Origin of the sequence: Aestuariivirga litoralis (assembly GCF_003234965.1) — a bacterium.
Taxonomy (GTDB): Bacteria; Pseudomonadota; Alphaproteobacteria; order Rhizobiales; family Aestuariivirgaceae; genus Aestuariivirga; species Aestuariivirga litoralis.
The window spans coordinates 268,422-285,955 of record NZ_QKVK01000004.1 but is presented as its reverse complement, the minus strand read 5'-3'; the positions used below and the strand labels follow the sequence as shown (position 1 = coordinate 285,955).

General features: G+C 65.7%; 18 protein-coding genes. 10 read left to right on the top strand and 8 right to left on the bottom strand.

Annotation, left to right across the window (positions count from 1 at the left end; translation table 11 throughout):
* Position 1: 1 nt before the first annotated feature.
* Positions 2-1,876, bottom strand: coding sequence for a peptidylprolyl isomerase (locus tag DK847_RS11175; RefSeq protein ID WP_161957241.1), 1,875 nt, complete (start codon positions 1,874-1,876; stop codon positions 2-4).
* Between the two features lie 141 nt (positions 1,877-2,017).
* On the opposite strand from DK847_RS11175, the gene tpiA reads away from it, so the two are divergent.
* The 3 genes from tpiA to DK847_RS11160 are packed head-to-tail and all read left to right on the top strand — an operon-like array spanning position 2,018 to position 4,092.
* On the top strand, positions 2,018-2,776 hold the full coding sequence (gene tpiA, locus DK847_RS11170) for a triose-phosphate isomerase (protein WP_111198576.1): 759 nt from the start codon (positions 2,018-2,020) through the stop codon (positions 2,774-2,776).
* On the top strand, positions 2,776-3,252 hold the full coding sequence (locus tag DK847_RS11165) for an L-2-amino-thiazoline-4-carboxylic acid hydrolase (protein ID WP_111198575.1): 477 nt from the start codon (positions 2,776-2,778) through the stop codon (positions 3,250-3,252). Before tpiA ends, DK847_RS11165 begins: the two co-directional genes overlap by 1 nt.
* A gap of 48 nt (positions 3,253-3,300) precedes the next feature.
* On the top strand, positions 3,301-4,092 hold the full coding sequence (locus DK847_RS11160) for an MBL fold metallo-hydrolase (RefSeq protein WP_111198574.1): 792 nt from the start codon (positions 3,301-3,303) through the stop codon (positions 4,090-4,092).
* Positions 4,093-4,114: 22 nt separating this feature from the next.
* On the opposite strand, the gene DK847_RS11155 is transcribed toward DK847_RS11160, so the two are convergent.
* A complete protein-coding gene (locus tag DK847_RS11155; RefSeq protein ID WP_111198573.1) occupies positions 4,115-4,411 on the bottom strand; it encodes a DUF1330 domain-containing protein in 297 nt (98 codons plus the stop codon).
* A 137-nt stretch (positions 4,412-4,548) separates the two neighbouring features.
* Between DK847_RS11155 and secG the strand changes: the two genes are divergently transcribed.
* The 5 genes from secG to kdsA all read left to right on the top strand — a co-directional run bounded on the left by secG (position 4,549) and on the right by kdsA (position 10,303).
* Entirely contained in the window at positions 4,549-4,932 is a 384-nt protein-coding gene (secG, locus tag DK847_RS11150) for a preprotein translocase subunit SecG (RefSeq protein ID WP_111198572.1), read from the top strand.
* A gap of 89 nt (positions 4,933-5,021) precedes the next feature.
* A complete protein-coding gene (locus DK847_RS11145; protein ID WP_111198571.1) occupies positions 5,022-6,650 on the top strand; it encodes a CTP synthase in 1,629 nt (542 codons plus the stop codon).
* A 4-nt stretch (positions 6,651-6,654) separates the two neighbouring features.
* Positions 6,655-9,015, top strand: a complete 2,361-nt coding sequence (locus DK847_RS11140) for a DUF3772 domain-containing protein (protein WP_111198570.1) — start codon at positions 6,655-6,657, stop codon at positions 9,013-9,015.
* The gene (locus DK847_RS11135; RefSeq protein WP_111198569.1) at positions 9,015-9,476 is read left to right on the top strand and encodes a PaaI family thioesterase; all 462 of its coding nucleotides are present in this window, start codon (positions 9,015-9,017) and stop codon (positions 9,474-9,476) included. The genes DK847_RS11140 and DK847_RS11135 overlap by 1 nt, the downstream gene beginning before the upstream one ends.
* On the top strand, positions 9,473-10,303 hold the full coding sequence (gene kdsA / locus DK847_RS11130) for a 3-deoxy-8-phosphooctulonate synthase (protein WP_111198568.1): 831 nt from the start codon (positions 9,473-9,475) through the stop codon (positions 10,301-10,303). Before DK847_RS11135 ends, kdsA begins: the two co-directional genes overlap by 4 nt.
* A gap of 19 nt (positions 10,304-10,322) precedes the next feature.
* On the opposite strand, the gene queF is transcribed toward kdsA, so the two are convergent.
* Positions 10,323-10,787 (bottom strand): preQ(1) synthase, encoded by a 465-nt coding sequence (gene queF, locus DK847_RS11125; protein WP_111198684.1) that lies wholly within the window; start codon positions 10,785-10,787, stop codon positions 10,323-10,325.
* Between the two features lie 148 nt (positions 10,788-10,935).
* Between queF and eno the strand changes: the two genes are divergently transcribed.
* Together eno and DK847_RS11115 are read left to right on the top strand one after the other, a co-directional pair.
* Positions 10,936-12,213, top strand: coding sequence for a phosphopyruvate hydratase (eno, locus tag DK847_RS11120; protein WP_111198567.1), 1,278 nt, complete (start codon positions 10,936-10,938; stop codon positions 12,211-12,213).
* 4 nt (positions 12,214-12,217) lie between these two features.
* Positions 12,218-12,868 (top strand): hypothetical protein, encoded by a 651-nt coding sequence (locus DK847_RS11115; RefSeq protein WP_111198566.1) that lies wholly within the window; start codon positions 12,218-12,220, stop codon positions 12,866-12,868.
* Here DK847_RS11115 and DK847_RS11110 read toward each other — a convergent pair.
* The 5 genes from DK847_RS11110 to denD all read right to left on the bottom strand — a co-directional run bounded on the left by DK847_RS11110 (position 12,865) and on the right by denD (position 17,354).
* Complete coding sequence (locus DK847_RS11110) at positions 12,865-13,791, bottom strand: DMT family transporter (RefSeq protein WP_111198683.1); 927 nt, start codon at positions 13,789-13,791, stop codon at positions 12,865-12,867. The two genes, DK847_RS11115 and DK847_RS11110, sit on opposite strands and share 4 nt — an antisense overlap.
* 77 nt (positions 13,792-13,868) lie before the next feature.
* Positions 13,869-14,483 (bottom strand): HD domain-containing protein, encoded by a 615-nt coding sequence (locus DK847_RS11105; protein WP_204508306.1) that lies wholly within the window; start codon positions 14,481-14,483, stop codon positions 13,869-13,871.
* On the bottom strand, positions 14,480-15,349 hold the full coding sequence (locus tag DK847_RS20395; RefSeq protein WP_161957240.1) for a DMT family transporter: 870 nt from the start codon (positions 15,347-15,349) through the stop codon (positions 14,480-14,482). Before DK847_RS20395 ends, DK847_RS11105 begins: the two co-directional genes overlap by 4 nt.
* Positions 15,349-16,374, bottom strand: a complete 1,026-nt coding sequence (locus DK847_RS11090; protein ID WP_111198565.1) for an Ldh family oxidoreductase — start codon at positions 16,372-16,374, stop codon at positions 15,349-15,351. Before DK847_RS11090 ends, DK847_RS20395 begins: the two co-directional genes overlap by 1 nt.
* Positions 16,374-17,354, bottom strand: a complete 981-nt coding sequence (denD, locus tag DK847_RS11085; RefSeq protein WP_111198564.1) for a D-erythronate dehydrogenase — start codon at positions 17,352-17,354, stop codon at positions 16,374-16,376. The genes DK847_RS11090 and denD overlap by 1 nt, the downstream gene beginning before the upstream one ends.
* Positions 17,355-17,534 lie beyond the last annotated feature (180 nt).

The following is a 17,534-nucleotide window of genomic DNA, read 5'->3' as shown; positions in this document are numbered from 1 at the left end:
CTCAGTTCGTCTGTTGTCCCGAAACCTGTTGCCAGAGGCCCTCGTTGATGCGCACGCCCACTTCGTTCTGGAGTGCCGTGAGATAGGCGGTGAGCATGGCATCCGCCACCTCGGGCTTGAGCTTCTGCGCGATGCTCTTGGCATCGGGCGAGGCGGCGTCGAAGGGCGGCAGCAGCACCGGCACCGACTGCATGACGCGGGCGCCCTTGCCGTCGGCCTCCACCGCATAGGCGAAGCCGGTGTCCGGCACGGCGAAGAGCGCCTGCACCGCGGCGGGGCCGAAGCTGGCGCCCTGTTCGGTGCGCTTCAGGCCCTGCGCGGTCTGCACCTGGGCATTGGCTTCCTTGGCGAGGTCATCGAGGCTGGTGCCGGCGCGGGCACGCTCGACGAGCTTCTTCGCCTTGTCCTCCGACAGGGCCTTCACCTTTTCGGCGATGACGGCGGCGCGGGCCTGTTCCTTCACCTGGTCGAAGGGCCTCAGTGCCGCGGGCACGACCTCGCGCACCTCGTACCAGACATAGCCGTTGTCCAGCGACACGGCGTCGTTCTCCACGCCCACGTCGCTGGAGAAGGTGGCTTCGAGAACGTCCTGCTTGTGGGGGATGTCGAGGTCCTTGCCGGCCTTGTCCTTGCCCTGGGCGTCGGTGGCGGCGATCAGCACGAAGGGAATGCCGGCCTTGGCGGCAATGTCCTCGAAGCTGGTCTGGGCGGCGCGGGCGTCTTCAACTGCATCATAGGTGGACTGGATCTGCTCCATCGCCTGCTCGAGCTTCAGCCGGTCGGAGAGCTGCTGCTTCACCTCGTCCAGCGTCGACTGGTGCTCCGGCGTCACCTTGACGACCTTGAGGAGAGCGGTCGACAGGGTTCCCTTGACGGGTTCGCTCACGGCACCTTCGGGCAGCGAGAAGGCCGCCTCGGCGATGGCGGGGTCGATGAAGTCTTCCTTGGTCTTGTCGGCGAAAGTGGCGTCCGCCTCGGTGAAGCCGCGCTCCCTGGCGATGGCCAGGAAGTCCGCACCGCCTGCGAGCTTGGCCTTGGCGGCCTCGGCATCGGCCACGGTCGGGAAGGAAATCTGCAGCACGGTGCGCTTTTCGGGCGTGAAGTAATCACTCTTGTACTTGGCATAGCCCTCGGCCAGGTCCTGGTCGGTGAGGGTGATCTTGGCGGCGATGTCGGCCGGTTCCGCCTTCATGATGGCAACCGAGCGGTACTCCGGCGCGGTATAGGCCTCCGGGTGGGCCTCGTATTCCTTCTTGATCTCGTCGTCGGTGGGGGCGGCCACCTCGCTGTCCGCCGTGGTGACGATGAAGTAGCGCGCGTCGCGCTGCTCGTTGTCATAGCGGTACTGGGCTTCCAGCAGGCCGGTGCTGACCGACAGGCCGCCGGCCGCCGTCTCTGTCAGGGCCTCTTGCAGGGTGCGCTGGCGCTCCGCCGCGAAGAAGGTCGATTCGCTGTAGCCGTTCTGGGCCAGGGCCTGCTTGAAGCGGTCGGCGCTGAACTTGCCGGAGGCATCATGGAAGGCGTTATTGGCCATCACGGACTTGGCCAGGTATGCGTCGGACACGCCGAGCTTCAGCTTGCTGGCCTCGTCGTCGAGGGCGGCGCGCTGGATCATCCAGCCCAGCACCGCCTTGTCGATGCCGAAGGTGCGGGCCTGCTCCGGCGTGACGCCCTGGCCCGTCTGGCGGCCGATTTCCTGCAGCCGGTTCTGGAAGGCGCGGCTGTAGGCATCCGCGGTGATGTCCTGGCTGCCCACGGTGACGAGGTCGGTCGAGGTGCCGAACTTGAACACGTCGGCGATGCCCCATACGCCGAAGCTCACGGCAAGCATGCCGATGAGGAGCTTCGCCACCCAACTCTTGGCGGCTTTGCGCATGGAATCCATCATGTCGGAACGTCCCTCTGAAATTGCAGGCCCGGTCGGGCGCGGCGCACTATAGGTAGGCGAACACCCCCTCGCAAGTGCGGGATGCGTCTGCTAAGAGGCTGTTTCGCAAGGGAGTGAGAGCATCCAATCATGGCAAGTGAAGGGCCGCGGCCGCTGGTCGCCGGAAACTGGAAGATGAACGGCAGCGTGGCCATGCTGAAGGAGCCGCGCCTCCTCGCCGCCATGCTCAAGGACGTGAAGCTGAAGGCCGACGTGATGGTCTGCCCGCCGGCGATTCTGGTGCGCCGGGTGAAGTCCGTCCTCAAGGGCTCCAAGATCAAGGTGGGCGGGCAGGACTGCCACTGGGCCGCGTCGGGCGCCCACACCGGCGACATTTCCGCCGAGATGCTGAAGGAGGCGGGCTGCACCGCCGTGATCGTCGGCCACTCCGAGCGCCGCACCAACCATGGCGAGACCGACGAGATCGTCAACAAGAAGGCCAGGGCGGTGCAGAAGGCCGGCCTGAAGGCCATCATCTGCATCGGCGAGACGCTGGAGGAGCGGAAATCCGGCAAGACCCTCGAGGTTGTCACCCGCCAGCTCAAGGGCTCGCTGCCCGAGGGTTCGACCGCGTCCGACACGGTGATCGCCTATGAGCCGGTCTGGGCCATCGGTACCGGCCTCACCCCCACCACGGCGGAAGTGGCCGAGGTCCACGCCCTGATCCGCAAGGAACTCTCCGGCCTGATGGGCCAGGACGGGGCAGGGGTGCGCATCCTCTATGGTGGCTCGGTCAAGCCGTCCAACGCCGAGGAGCTGATGAGCCAGCCCAATGTGAATGGTGCGCTGGTCGGCGGCGCCAGTCTCAAGGCTGCCGATTTCCTGGGGATTATCAAGGTTTACGCCTGATGTCTGAAATTCCCACTTTAACCAAGCGCAAGCTTCAGGCGCAGGTCATCGGGCCGATCTATGCCGAGATGGTGGAGCAGCTGGGCGAGGAAAAGGCCAGTGCCATCCTCGATGCCGCGATCCGCAAGGCGGCGGTGGCGGAGGGCAGATATTTCGCCGGGAAGGCCGGGGGCCAGACCTCCATGGCCGACTTCATAAAGCTCTACGAACACTGGACGGCCGACGGGGCGCTGGAAATGCAGGTGCTGAAGGCGGACGACACGAGTTTCGACTTCGACATCACCCGCTGCCGCTATGCCGAGGCCTATAAGGAGATGGGGCTGGGCAAGATCGGGCACCTCCTGTCCTGCAACCGCGACGGCACCTTCTGTGAGGGCTACGACCCCAACATCACGCTGGAGCGCAAGCAGACCATCATGGAAGGTGCGCCCTGCTGCACCTTCCGCTACCGCTACAAGGCGCCCGGCACGCCGTAGTTTCGCCATGCTCGCCCCTGAGCCTCGAGGGCTTCGGGAGGGAGCATCATGCGCAATCTGCTTGTGTCTTTCTGCTTCGGCCTCGCTGCCATGGCCACGCCCGCCGCCGCGGTGCAGAGCGATTGCCTGGCCATCGCCAGCGGCGAGCCCCGCGTGGTCCCGGCCGCCATCGAACTCGCGAAACTCGGGTCGGAGGAGGTGCGGCTCACTTTCCTGGGTCATTCCAGCTTCATCATCGAAAGTCCGGGCGGCACGCGCATCGTGACCGACTATGCCGGCTATTCGGGCGGCATCCTGCCCGATGCGGTGACCATGAACCGGGCCCATTCCTCGCATTTCACCGACATGCCCGACCCCGCGATCAAGCACGTGCTGCGCGGCTGGAACCCGGAGGGTGGACCCGCCGTGCATGACGTCGAGATCGGCGACATCCGGGTGCGCAACGTGACCACCGACATCCGCGGCGGCATGGCCGGGCGGGTGAAGGACGGCAATTCCATCTTCGTGTTCGAGGTCGCCGGCCTGTGCATCGGCCATCTCGGGCACCTGCACCACCTGCTGGGGCCGGATTATGTCGGGCTGATCGGCCGTCTCGACGTCGTCATGGTGCCGGTCGACGGCGGCTATACCATGGGCCAGGCAGAGATGCTGGAGGTGCTGAAGACGCTGAAGGCGCGGGTCGTCATCCCCATGCATTATTTCGGGCCCGCCACGCTGAACCGCTTCATCGGCACGGTGAGCGGAACCTATGCGCTGGAAACCTCCACCTCGCCGGAGCGCATCCTCTCGGTGGCGACGCTGCCCGACAGCCCCAAGCTCCTCGTGCTGCCCGGCTACTGAGGGAACCCGATGACCGATCCGTCTAGGGTGCGTAGCCTTCGACCGCCTCGATCCGGCAGGTGGAGGAGCGCTCCCGCAGCGCCTTCAGGGGCGCATAGTCGGGCGATGACCAGAAGGCCTGGAGCCGGGCCATGTCCGGAAATTCGAGAATGACGAGCCGGGAGGAGGGTGGCTCGGCCCCCTCCAGCCAGTGGCGATCGGGGCCGCGGACGACATAGCGGCCGCCGAAGGCGGCAATCACCGCGGGAACCGCCTGCCGGTATTTCTCGAACTCCGCACGGTCGGTCACCCTGATTTCGGCAATGATGAAAGCGGCCATGGCTCTCCCCTCCGGTTCCGGTACGGCAGGTTCGCGGTTTCCGGGCCCGAATTCAAGCCTTGGCCGCTGCAGTTGCTTTCCCCATATGAAGCGGGTAAAGCCCACCGCGAAATTTGATCGGAAAGTCCCGCAATCCCATGGAAACCGTCATCCTCGTCATTCACCTCGTCGTCGCGCTCGCCCTTATCGGCGTGGTGCTGCTGCAGCGCTCGGAAGGCGGCGCGCTGGGGATCGGCGGCGGTGGCGGCGGTTCCGCCGGCAACCTCTTCACGGCGCGTGGCGTAGGCAATGCGCTGACGCGCACCACCGCATGGCTGGCAGTTGCCTTCTTCTGCACCTCCATTGCGCTGACGGTGATCGCAACCCACCGCGGCTCCGGTTCGGTCATCGACAGCGTGACGCCGCCCGCCACCACCGGCACCCAGCCGGCTGCCCCGGCGCAGGGGTCGGGCGACAGCGCGGTGCTGCCCAAGCTCGCCCCCGCGGCACCGGCCCAGCCGCAGGTCCCGGTCAGCCCGTAAGGGCGCGTATCTCTTGAGTTATCCACACAGCCCGGAAACACCGTTTCCGGGCTTTCAAACGTGATTTGATGCAGATAGGGTGAAGGTCCATGGCGCGATATATTTTCATCACCGGCGGCGTGGTCTCCTCACTCGGTAAAGGTCTGGCATCGGCGGCACTCGGTGCCCTGCTGCAGGCACGCGGCTTCACGGTCAGGCTCAGGAAGCTCGACCCCTACCTCAACGTCGACCCGGGCACCATGAGCCCCTACCAGCATGGCGAGGTCTTCGTGACCGATGACGGGGCCGAGACCGACCTCGACCTCGGCCACTACGAGCGCTTCACCGGGCGCCACGCCAACAAGCAGGACAACATCACCACGGGCCGCATCTACCAGGAGATCATCGCCAAGGAGCGGCGCGGCGACTTCCTCGGCGGCACGGTGCAGGTGATTCCCCACGTCACCGACGCCATCAAGGACTTCATCAAGACCGGCAATGACGGCTATGACTTCGTGCTGGTCGAGATCGGCGGCACGGTGGGTGACATCGAGGGCCTGCCCTTCTTCGAGGCGATCCGCCAGTTCGGCCAGGAGCAGCCGCGCGGCGACTGCCTCTATATCCACCTGACATTGCTTCCCTTCATCCCGACCGCGGGCGAGCTCAAGACCAAGCCCACCCAGCACTCGGTGAAGGAGCTGCGCTCCATCGGCATCCAGCCAGACATCCTGCTGTGCCGCGCCGACCGCGAGATCCCGGTGAACGAGCGCCGCAAGATCGCGCTGTTCTGCAACGTGCGGCCCTCGGCGGTCATCCAGGCCCTCGACGTCAAGTCGATCTACGACGTGCCGCGCGCCTACCACAACGAGGGCCTCGACAAGGAAGTCCTCGACATCTTCGGCTTCAAGGACGTGCGCGAGCCCGACCTCGGCCAGTGGACCGAGATCATGAGCCGCATCACCCAGCCCGAGGGCGAGGTGAACATCGCGGTGGTGGGCAAGTACACAGGCCTCCTCGACGCCTACAAGTCGCTGCAGGAAGCCCTCGTCCATGGCGGCATCGCCAACAAGGTGAAGGTCAACCTCGACTGGATCGAGTCCGAGATCTTCGAGAAGGAGGACCCCGCTCCCTATCTCGAGGGCGTGCATGGCATCCTCGTTCCCGGTGGCTTCGGCGAGCGGGGTTCCGAGGGCAAGATCAAGGCGGCGACCTTCGCGCGGACGCGCAAGGTTCCTTACTTCGGCATCTGCTTCGGCATGCAGATGGCCTGCATCGAGGCAGCGCGCTCGCTGTGCGGAATCGAGGCCGCGAGCTCAACCGAATTCGGTGAGACCAAGGAGCCCGTGGTCGGCACCATGACCGAGTGGATGAAGGGCAATGAGCTCGAGATCCGCAAGGCCGGCGGCGACCTCGGCGGCACCATGCGGCTCGGCGCCTTCGATGCGGAGCTAAAGCCCGGCTCGAAGATCGCCGAAATTTACGGCGCGACACATATCTCCGAGCGCCACCGCCACCGCTACGAGGTGAACACCCATTACCGCGAGCGGCTGGAGAAGGCGGGTCTGCGCTTTGCCGGCATGTCGCCCGACGGCCTTCTGCCGGAGACCGTTGAGTACCCGGACCATCCGTGGTTCATCGGCGTGCAGTATCATCCGGAACTGAAGTCCAAGCCCTTCGATCCGCACCCGCTCTTCTCTTCCTTCATCGCGGCGGCGATCGAACAGAGCCGACTGGTCTAGCGCCATGCGCCTCGGTCGGGTCCTGCTGTCCGCACTGATTGCAATTTGTTTTGCAATCTCTGCTGGTCTCGCCTTCGACCGGGCCATCATCGGCGAGAGCGACCGCGCCCTGCAGCAGCTGCGTGTCGACCTCGACGCGTCAACCACCTTGCTGCGCCGCCCCAACCTGAGCGACCAGGACCTGGCCAACCTCAAGGTCACGCTGGAGAAGATCCGCACCAGTGCCGCCGACCGCTCGATCCGGCTGCTCGTTCCCCTGGGCGAGGTCACCCAGCAGCTCAATTCGCTCGGGCCCGCGCCGGCCACGGGCCAGAAGGAAGACGACGCCGTTGCGCAATCGCGCTCCGACCTGACGGCGACGCGCGACAAGCTGCAGAGCCTGAAGGCGCAGCTCGACGTGGTGACGGTGGAATCCGAGCAGGCCTCGAAATCCGTGTCCACCCTGCAGCGCGAACAGTTCTTCGGCCGCATCTTCGACCGCAGCCGCTCCGTGCTCAATCCGCAGCTGTGGTACGACCTGGTGGCGGGCATCGGGGTGCTGTTCACCGGCCTCGGCCTGCTGCTGCGCAACTGGTGGACCGACGTTTCGGCCACGGCGCAGCCGCTGGGCCTGCTGATGATCCCGGTCATCATCATCGCCTGCGGGCTGGTCTTCCGGCTCATCAACCGGTTCTTCGCGCGCTGGATCACCGGCTATTCCGTTGGCGGCCGGCCGCTCGACAACATGACGCGCCTGTGGATCATCCTCCGCGCGCTGATCGTCAGCTTCGCCGCGCTCGCCATCCTGTTCCTGCCCATCCGCTTCTCGCTGGAAACCAGCGGCTATTTCGGCGATGCGACACCGCGCATGCTGATGCTGTGGGAGGCGCTGCGTGACACCGTCTTCACCACGATCTTCTATTATGTGCTCGGCCGCCGCGTGGCTGCGCCGGGGCGGCCGGAAATCCGCATCGTCGATCTCGACGAACGCTCCGCCACGCGCTTCACCTTTCTCGTCGGCCTGACGGCCTTCGTCGCTGCCTTCAACAAGCAGCTCGGCCAGGTTTCGGCCGGCATGTACCTGAACATCAACTACACCCAGGGCCAGTCGGCGCTGGGCGCCCTGTCGCTTCTGGTGCTGTCGAGCCTGGTTCTGCTGGTGCTGCGCAACCAGCCGGGCCTGCCGGATGAGGACAAGCGGCGGTTCTATTTCGGCTGGGCCGCCAAGCTGGTGCCGCTGGTCTGGGTGCTGATCTTCATCGGCTTCGCGGCGCTGGCGACGGGTTACCTGGCGCTCGGCGACTACATCGCTCACCAGATCGTGCGCACCGCAATGGTGGTGACGCTGGTGTTCCTCGTCTATCACCTGCTCGACGCCATGGTGCAGGCAAGCTTCGACCCGCAGTCGAACTTCGGCATGTTCCTGCGTCGCATCACCGGGCTTGGCGAACGCGCCATCGAGCGGCTGGGGCTGATCTTCCGCACCATCGTCGACCTCGTGCTGGTGATTGCCGGCATCCCGCTGCTGCTGCTGCTGTGGACGCTGAACTGGGTGGACATGCGGGGGCTGCTCAATACCCTGGCGCTCGGCATCACCATCGGCGACGTCACCATCCTGCCGGGAACGCTGATCGTGATGCTGGCGATCCTGGTTGCAGGCATCATCGCCACCAAGCTGTTCAACAGCTGGCTCGACCATCGCATCCTGGCCGACACGCGCATCAAGCGCGGGGTGCAGGATTCGATCCTCACGGGATCGAGCTACATCGGCTACTTCCTGGCGGGCGTCTTCGCGCTCACCGCGGCGGGTGTGGATTTCTCGAGCCTCGCCATCATCGCCGGCGCGCTCGGCCTCGGTATCGGCCTTGGCCTGCAGTCGATCATCAACAACTTCGTTTCCGGCGTGATCCTGCTGGCCGAACGGCCGATCCGGGTGGGCGACTGGGTGTCGCTGCCGGAGGGCGAAGGCATCGTCAGGCGCATCAACGTGCGCTCGACCGAGATCGAGACCTTCGATTCCTGCTCGATCATCCTGCCCAATTCGGCACTCGTCACGGAAGCGGTGAAGAACTGGACCCACAACGACGACATGGGCCGCTTCTCGATAGATGTCGTGGTGGACTACGACACCGACGCCGAGGTGATGAAGAAGCTGCTGCTCGACGTCGTCAAGGCGCATCCCAAGGTTCTGAAGCATCCCGCACCTGTCGTGCTACTCACCAGCTTCGGCAAGAATGGCCTCGAGTTCGTGGTCAGGGCCTTCGTTGCGGATGTGCTGACAGGCGCCCAGGTCTCAAGTGACATTCGTTTCACGCTGTTGTCGCAGTTCCGCGACAAGGGCATAACCATCGCGCAGGCCGTACCGGTCGTGCAGGCCGCGAAGTGATGGGATCAATGGACGCCGAGGGCAAGAAGCATCATCCGCAGAGCGGGCTCGACTATCTCCGCGAGCTGCTGAAGGACTGGCATGGCTCGGCCATGGCCGAGACCATGAACATGCGGCTGATCGCGGTGGATGACGGTTCGGCAACCTTCGAGGCCTTCCCGTCGCCCAAGTACTACAACCCGCAAATGCGCCTCCACGGCGGCTATGCGGCAACGCTGATCGACAGTGCCACCGGCTGCGCAGTGCAGACCAAATTGCCTGCCGGCATCGGCTATGGCACGATCGAGCTCAAGGTGAATTATGTCGGCAAGATCGACGCTTCGGTGAAGCGGCTCATCTGCACCGGCACGGTGATCCACGCCGGCCGCACCATGCTCACCGCCGATGCGAAGCTCACCGACGACAACGGCAAACTCTATGCCCATGGCTCGGGCACATTCCTGGTGTATCCCAAGAAATGATCGCAAACCCAATCGTCACCGTTTCGAACGTCGCGTTCGGCAACTCGCTCCCCATTTCGCTCATCGCCGGTCCGTGCCAGATGGAGAGCAGGGACCACGCCTTCATGATGGCGGGTCGTCTCAAGGAAATCTGCGGCCGGCTCGGCATCGGGCTGGTCTACAAGTCGAGCTTCGACAAGGCCAACCGCACCAGCCTCAAGGGCCAGCGCGGCATGGGGCTCGAGAAGTCGCTCGCCGTCTTCACCGACATCAAGAAGGAGCTGGGCCTGCCCGTGCTCACCGACATCCATGAACGCGAACAATGCGCCGAGGTGGCGGGCGTAGTCGATGTGCTGCAGATCCCGGCCTTCCTGTGCCGCCAGACCGACCTGCTGATCGCCGCCGCCAGGACGGGCCGCATCGTCAACGTCAAGAAGGGTCAGTTCCTCGCGCCGTGGGACATGAAGAACGTGATGGCCAAGATCGTGGAGAGCGGCAATCCCAACGTCATGCTCACCGAGCGCGGCGCGTCCTTCGGTTACAACACGCTGGTATCCGACATGCGGGCACTCCCCATCATGGCAGAGATGGGCGCCCCGGTGATCTTCGACGCCACCCATTCGGTGCAGCAGCCGGGGGGCCAGGGGGCGTCTTCCGGAGGTGACCGCCGCATGGTGCCGGTGCTCGCCCGCGCCGCCGTGGCGGTTGGGGTTGCGGGCGTGTTTATCGAGACCCACCAGGACCCGGACAATGCTCCCTCCGACGGCCCCAACATGGTGCCGCTCGACAAGCTGGAAGGCCTGCTCACCACGCTGATGGCGCTGGACACGGTGGCGAAGGCTCAGTGACGAGCTTGGGGGGAGGGACCTAACCCCGCCCGCGATAGGGTGCGACACCCTGGTCCGGGATCCACACCCCCGCCGGAGCGTCGCCCGTCTGCCAGAACACATCGATCGGGATGCCGCCGCGCGGGTACCAATAGCCGCCTATGCGCAGCCAGCGAGGGCTGAGTTCAGTCACCAGCCGCCGCGCGATGCCGATGGTGCAGTCCTCATGGAAGCTGCCGTGGTCGCGGAAAGAACCCAGGAACAGCTTCAGGGATTTGGACTCCACCAGCCACTGGTCCGGTACGTAATCGATCACCAGGTGGGCGAAATCCGGCTGATTGGTCATCGGGCACATGGAGGTGAACTCCGGCGCCACGAAGCGCACGAGATAATCCACGTCCTGCTGGCTGTTGGGCACGCGCTCGATCACCGCCTCGTCCGGGGAGGCCGGTGCGGGGGTGGCGGCGCCCAGCTGGGTGAGGCCTGAAACATCGGTTTTCTGCATGCTCTTCTCCTGGCTGCCGGGGTTCGCCGCGGCCTCGACCCCTGGCGGGAAAATCGCTGCATTTTTGCGGCTTTTCGAACCGTCTTGCAAACACCATTGGCGCCCGCCATAACGCCTGCCTGATTTGCGCACATCAAGGGATACGGCCATGACCACCATCATCGACATCACCGCCCGCGAAATCCTAGACAGCCGTGGCAACCCGACGGTGGAGGTGGACGTGGTGCTGGAGGATGGTTCCATGGGCCGCGCCGCCGTGCCCTCTGGCGCTTCCACGGGCGCCCATGAGGCGGTGGAGCTGCGCGACGGCGACAAGGCGCGCTATCTCGGCAAGGGTGTGACCAAGGCGGTGGCCGCCGTCAACGGCGAACTCTTCGATGCGCTGGCCGGCATGGAGGCCGAGGACCAGATCGCCATCGACCAGGCGATGATCGAGCTCGACGGTACGCCCAACAAGGCCCGCCTCGGCGCCAATGCCATCCTCGGTGTCTCGCTCGCCACGGCCAAGGCCGCGGCGGAAGCGGCCGGACTGCCGCTCTACCGCTATGTGGGCGGCGCGGCCGCCCGCGTTTTGCCGGTGCCGATGATGAACATCATCAATGGCGGCGTGCATGCCGACAACCCCATCGACTTCCAGGAATTCATGATCATGCCGGTGGGGGCCACGAGCTTCCGCGAGGGCCTGCGCATGGGTGCCGAAATCTTCCACACGCTCAAGGGTGCCCTCAAGAAGTCCGGCCACAACACCAATGTCGGCGACGAGGGTGGTTTCGCCCCCAACCTGCCGTCGGCGGAGGCCGCACTCGACTTCGTGATGAAGGCGGTGGAGCAGGCGGGCTACAAGCCGGGCAAGGACGTCTACCTGGCGCTCGACTGTGCCGCGACCGAGTTCTTCAAGAACGGAGCCTATGACTACGAGGGCGAGGGCAGGAAGCGCTCGATCTCCGAGCAGGCCGTGTACCTCGCCAAGCTCGCCACGGCCTATCCGATCTTCTCGATCGAGGACGGCATGTCGGAGGATGACTGGGACGGCTGGAAGAAGGTCACCGATCTCATCGGCAAGACGCACCAGCTGGTGGGCGACGATCTCTTCGTCACCAACACCAGGCGCCTGAAGAAGGGCATTTCGGAGGGGATCGCCAACTCGATCCTCGTCAAGGTGAACCAGATCGGCTCGCTGACCGAGACGCTGGAAGCCGTGGAGATGGCGCACAAGGCGGGCTATTCCGCCGTCATGTCGCATCGTTCTGGCGAGACCGAGGATTCGACGATTGCCGACCTTGCTGTCGCCACAAACTGCGGTCAGATCAAGACCGGCTCGCTGGCCCGTTCGGACCGGCTGGCCAAGTACAATCAGCTTCTTCGCATCGAAGAGGAACTGGGGTCGCAGGCGACATATGCGGGACGGAGCATCCTCAAAGCCTAATTCGGTGAAGCTCACCAATTTCCACATCGTCATATCGAGCCTGGCGGCGATCGCCGGCGTCGGGCTCGCCGCCTATCAGACCTTCCAGCCGCAGCCGGCGGCCCAGCCGCCGGTGAACGTGGTGGTGACGGTCGACCCCCAGAAGGCCGACGCGGTGGTTCCGAACGAGACGGTGACCAAGACCGACGCGCCGAAGCTCGCCACCCAGACGGTCGACCTGGCCGAGGGTGCGAGCTTTTCCGCCGCGCTGAAGGACGGCAGCGAAGCGCGCTACAGCTTCGCCAGCCTGTTCGATGGCGAGGACGACACCTTCCTGGCCATCGCCCCGCCGGATAACGAGATCAACGTGCTGGTGCTGTTCAAAGGCGCTGCGGCGCATGATGTGACGGCGCTGGAATACACCCCGCCGGCCGGCGTCGATCCTGCCTCCATGGCAAAGTCGGTGGACGTGATGGTGCTGCCCGAGGGCGAACTCGGCGCCTCCGGCCGCCCGGTGATGAGCTTCGACCTGCCGCAGTCGGCGCAGGGCCGGACCTTCGCCATTCCCGGCGGCGAGACCGGCAGGGGCCTCTGGCTGCGCGTCGTCGGTGCGCCCGGCGCGGCGAAGAGCTATGTCGGCGACTTCCGCATCCTGAGCGAACAGGTGGCGCCCTAGGGCCTCGCGGTCCGGACCGCGAAGATCCCCGCCGCGATGATGATCACCGTGCCGAGCACCGTGGTCCATTTCGGCACCTCGGCGAAGAACAGGAAGCCCCACAGCGGTACCCACAGCATGCCGGTGTATTCGAACACCGTGACGAGATTGGCGCGCGCCAGCCGGTAGGCATGGGTGAGCAGGATCATGCCCAGCGCCGCGATGACGCCGCACAGGCCCATCAGCGCCAGGTCTGTGAGGTCTGGAAGCGCCCAGGGCCTGACCAGGAATTCGAGGCTCGGGTGGGCCGCGTGGGTGATGCCGAGCAGGTGGAAGGCCAGCGCCACCCCGGCCGCCGCCACCATGTAGACGGCATTGACGTAGAAGGCCATGACGGTGGTCGATTCATCCGCACTGTAGCGCCGCGCCAGCACCATGGAGAGGGCGTAGGCCGCGGCACTCAGCAGGCTGAGCAGGGCGGCAGGTTCGAACAGGCCGGTGCCGGGGCGCAGGATGATCAGCACGCCGACGAAGCCGGCGATGACCGCGGCCCACGCCTTCAGCGTCACCTTCTCGCGCAGGAACAGCGCAGCGAGGATGGTGACGAAGATCGGCGAGGTGAAGAACAGCGCCACCGCCTCGGCCATGGGCAGGGCCGGGAAGGCAAGGTAATAGGTGGTGTAGGAGGTGAGCAGGATCAGGCCGCGCGCCACCAGGAGTTTCCAGTTCCGCGTCCGCAAGGCCCCGAGCCCGTTCTCGTACCACACCATGGCAAGGAGCAGCGGCAGGCCCACGATCGAGCGCAGCACGATGGCCAGCGTCACGGCGTGCTCACCGCTCAATCCCTTCAGGATCGCGTCCTGCATCGAGAACACGAAGACCCCCGCGCAGAGCGAAATCACGCCGGTGAGGTTGCGGCTCAGGGCCGGGCTGGTCTGATTCATGCGCGCAAGCTTGGGCTGGCGCGCGGGCGGCTGCCAGCCACGGTGCGGCATTTCAGGTCTGCTTGCGGCGTATGCGGCTATTCGGCGGCGGTGGCCAGCGGGGGTATGCCCTTGACCACGCCCTTCTGCTGCACGGCAGGGTCATGGGCCTTCCTAGCGAAGACCTCGCGCACCATCGGCACGAAGAAGTCGAGGTCCCTGGTGGGATAGGCCGGGTCGAAGGAGGACTGGTCCCAGCGCTCGCAGAAATCCACGCAGGACCTGTAATAGGGCGAGGCGCTGTACTTCTCGCGCTCGTGCTGGTTCCAGCCATAGTGGTGGGCGTAATAATACATCTGGAATGCGGCGTGGTGCTCCACCGTCCAGACCACCTCCTCGCGCATGTAGGGCCTGAGGATCTCGGCGGCGAACTTGTCGTGGTTCTGCGGCGCGAGGCCGTCGCCGATGTCGTGGAGGAGCGCACCCACCACCCAGTCGACATCCGCCCCCTCATTGTAGGCGCGCGTCGCCGACTGCAGGCCGTGGGTGAGGCGCGAGATCTTGTAGCCGGGCAGCGTTTCTTCCTCCTGCAGGCGAAGCTCGCGCAGCACGCGGTCGGCGGTGCCCTTGATGTGCTCGTCCTCGAGCGGCTTGAGGAAGAGGTATTCCTCCTTGGTGCCGTCCTTCATGGCGGTGAATTCAACGGTCTTCATGCCCTGCGTTCCCTCGAAAAGATGTAGAGGCCGGAGAAGATGATAAGCGCAGCGCCGGCCCAGGTCCACAGGTCCGGCCAGTCACCCCAGATGACGAAGCCGAAGATCGTGGCCCAGATCAGCGAGGAATAGGAGAAGGGCGACACAACGGAAGCGGGTGCGGCGCGGAAAGAGCGGATGAGGAACAGGTGGCCAAACCCGCCCGCCAGCCCCGTGCCCATCAGCAGCAGCCAGTCGAAGGCCGTGGGCCAGTCCCAGAACCACGGCACCAACAGGCTGGTCACGACCGCGCCGGCGGTCGCCGTGTAGAGCAGCGAGGTGAGCGGATCGTCCCCGCGCACCCGCCGCGTGAGGATCTGGTAATTGGCGTTCAGCACCGCGGCGGCGAGCAGGAAGAGCGTTCCATAGCCATAGGCGCCCATGCCCTCCTGCCAGGGCCTGACCACGATCACCGCGCCGAGGAAGCCGAGCAGCACGCCGATCCAGCGCTGCAGCCCCACCTTCTCGCCCAGCAGCGGAATGGCCAGCACCGTCACCAGCACCGGATTCAGGAACATGATGGTGGTGGCGGTGGCCAGCGGCACGGTGCGGATGCCGGCATTGAACAGGCCCGTCGTCGACATCAGGAAGACCGAGCGCAGGAGCTGCTGCTTCGGGTGGCGGCTCACCGCCAGCTGGCCGATGCGCGGCCCGCAGGCAACGATTGCAACAACGGTGGCGAAGAAAAACCGCGCCCAGGTGACCTGCACCAGCGAATAGCTCTCCATCAGGTACTTCATCATCGTGTCGAGCGAGATGAAGCAGAACATGGTGGCGAGCATCCACAGGATGCCGCGCGTCCGGTTCTCGGTGAGGTCCGGCGCCATCAGAAGCCCGGCGTCACGCCTGCCTTTGCAGCCGCATCGGCCAGTTCGGCATGAAGCCCGTCGGGGAGCGGAATGCCGTCCGCCTCGCGCTTGCGGCGGCGCTCCCATTCCGGGCCTCCGGCCGCATAGGTGCCGGGCTGGGCCTTGAAGCGGTCGATATAGGTCTGGACGCCCAGCCCGAAGGCCTCCAGCGTCATGAACAGGGTGGGGTCGATGGCCATCACGAAGTGCCCCACCTTGGTGTCGCCCAGCGCCAATCCGTCCTGGTCGGAGGAGAGCCGCATGCCGGTCAGGATGCCGCCCAGCACCTCGGTGAGGCCCGCAAGCCCTGCGCCCTTGTAGCCAAAATCCGCACCGCCCACCGGGGCCAATGCCATGGCCTTGGTCGGGTCGGTGACGAAGGCGCCCGAGCCATCGACCGCGACTCCTTCAGGCAATTCAATGCTTTCCGTCCGATACCTCAGAACCTTGTTCCACGGCACGGAGCTCGTCGCCATGTCGAGGAGGAAGGGATCGCCGCCGGGATTGGGGGCCGAAAGCGAGATCGGGCTGGTGCCGTGGATGGGCTTCGCGCCCCCATGCGGCACCACGAAGGCGCCGGAATTGCAGCACACGAAGCCGATGAAGCCTGCATCGGCCGCCGCCAGCGTATAGGCCCCGGCCGCGCCGAAATGGGTTGAGTTGATGACGCTCGCCATGCCGATCCCGCAGTCCCTGGCGATGGCGCAGGCCTCGTCCATGGCGCGGTAGGTGGCGATGTGGCCGAGCCCGTCATCGGCATCGACCAGCGCCACGGCGCGGCGCGGATAGGTGACGGTGACATGGGGCCGGGGCTTGGCGATGCCGTTCCGCAGGCAGTCGGCGTAGAAGGGGAGGAGCCGGATGCCGTGGCTGTCCACGCCATGCAGCGAGGCGTGGAGCATGGCCCAGGTGGCCGCCTCCGCCGAGGCCTCGTCCGCCCCCGCGGACGTGAGCACGGCGAGCGAGAAGGGCGCAAGCTGCGCCACCGATGCGGACCGGGTCATCAGGCGATCTTGCCGCCGAGTTCGTCCTCGATGTGGACGCGGATGATCTCCTCGAAGCTGTTCTCGGCCTTGAAGCCCAGCTCGCGGCCACGCCTGGCCTCGAAGTTCCGGGGCCAGCCTGCCACGATCTTCATGATGGTCTCGTTGGGCTCGCGCTTGATGCGGGCCACCACCCTGTCGCCCGCCACCTTGCGCAAAGCCTCGATCTGTTCGCCCACGGTGCAGGAGACGCCGGGCAGCGTCACGTTGCGGCGCGCGCCGAGAGCCGCCGTGTCCATGGTCGCGGCATGGATCAGGAAGCCAACCGCGGCGCGGGGGGAGGCGTGCCAGTGGCGCACGTCCTCGGGCACGGGAAGCACCGCCTCCTGGCCTGCCAGCGGCTCGCGGATGATGTTGGAGAAGAAGCCCGAGGCCGCGAGGTTCGGCTTGCCGGGCCTGACGCAGATCGTCGGGAAGCGCAGGCCCACGCCATCGAAGAACCCACGGCGCGAATAATCCGCCAGCAGCAGTTCGCAGATGGTCTTCTGGGTGCCGTAACTGGTCAATGGCGTATTGAAGAACTCGTCGGGGATCGCCTCGGGGAAGGGCGCCCCGAAAACGGCAATCGAGGAGGTGAAGATCACCTTCGGCTTGTAGCCGCCGCCCGCCTTGCGGATCGCCTCGAAGAGATAGCGCGTGCCATCGAGGTTGATGCGGTAGCCCTTCTCGAAATCGGCCTCGGCCTCGCCCGAGACGATGGCCGCGAGGTGGAAGATCACGTCGGGCTTCAGCACCACCAGCTTCTCGGCCTCGCCCGGTGTCGAGAGGTCGCCGATCAGCGTCTCGATGGGGAAGGCGGAGGCCGGGGGCGGGGGTGAGAGCACCACGTCATGGCGGATGATCTTCGAGATCGGCGTGCCGCCCAGCTTGCCGTCCTTGGCCAGCCTGTTGATCAGCTTGACGCCGACCATGCCGCCGCCGCCGATGACCAGAATGTTCATGTGTTCCTCCCCGTGATGGCGCGCAGGATGGCGGAGTCCCGGCAGGCGAACAAGGGCTTGGGCGGCGGGGGGAGGCTGCGACGGGGGCATGGCGGTTCCCCTCACCTCATCATCGCCGAGCCTGTCCCGGCGACCCTTTTCATGGGGAGCTAAAGGGTGCCCGGGTCGAGCCCGGGCATG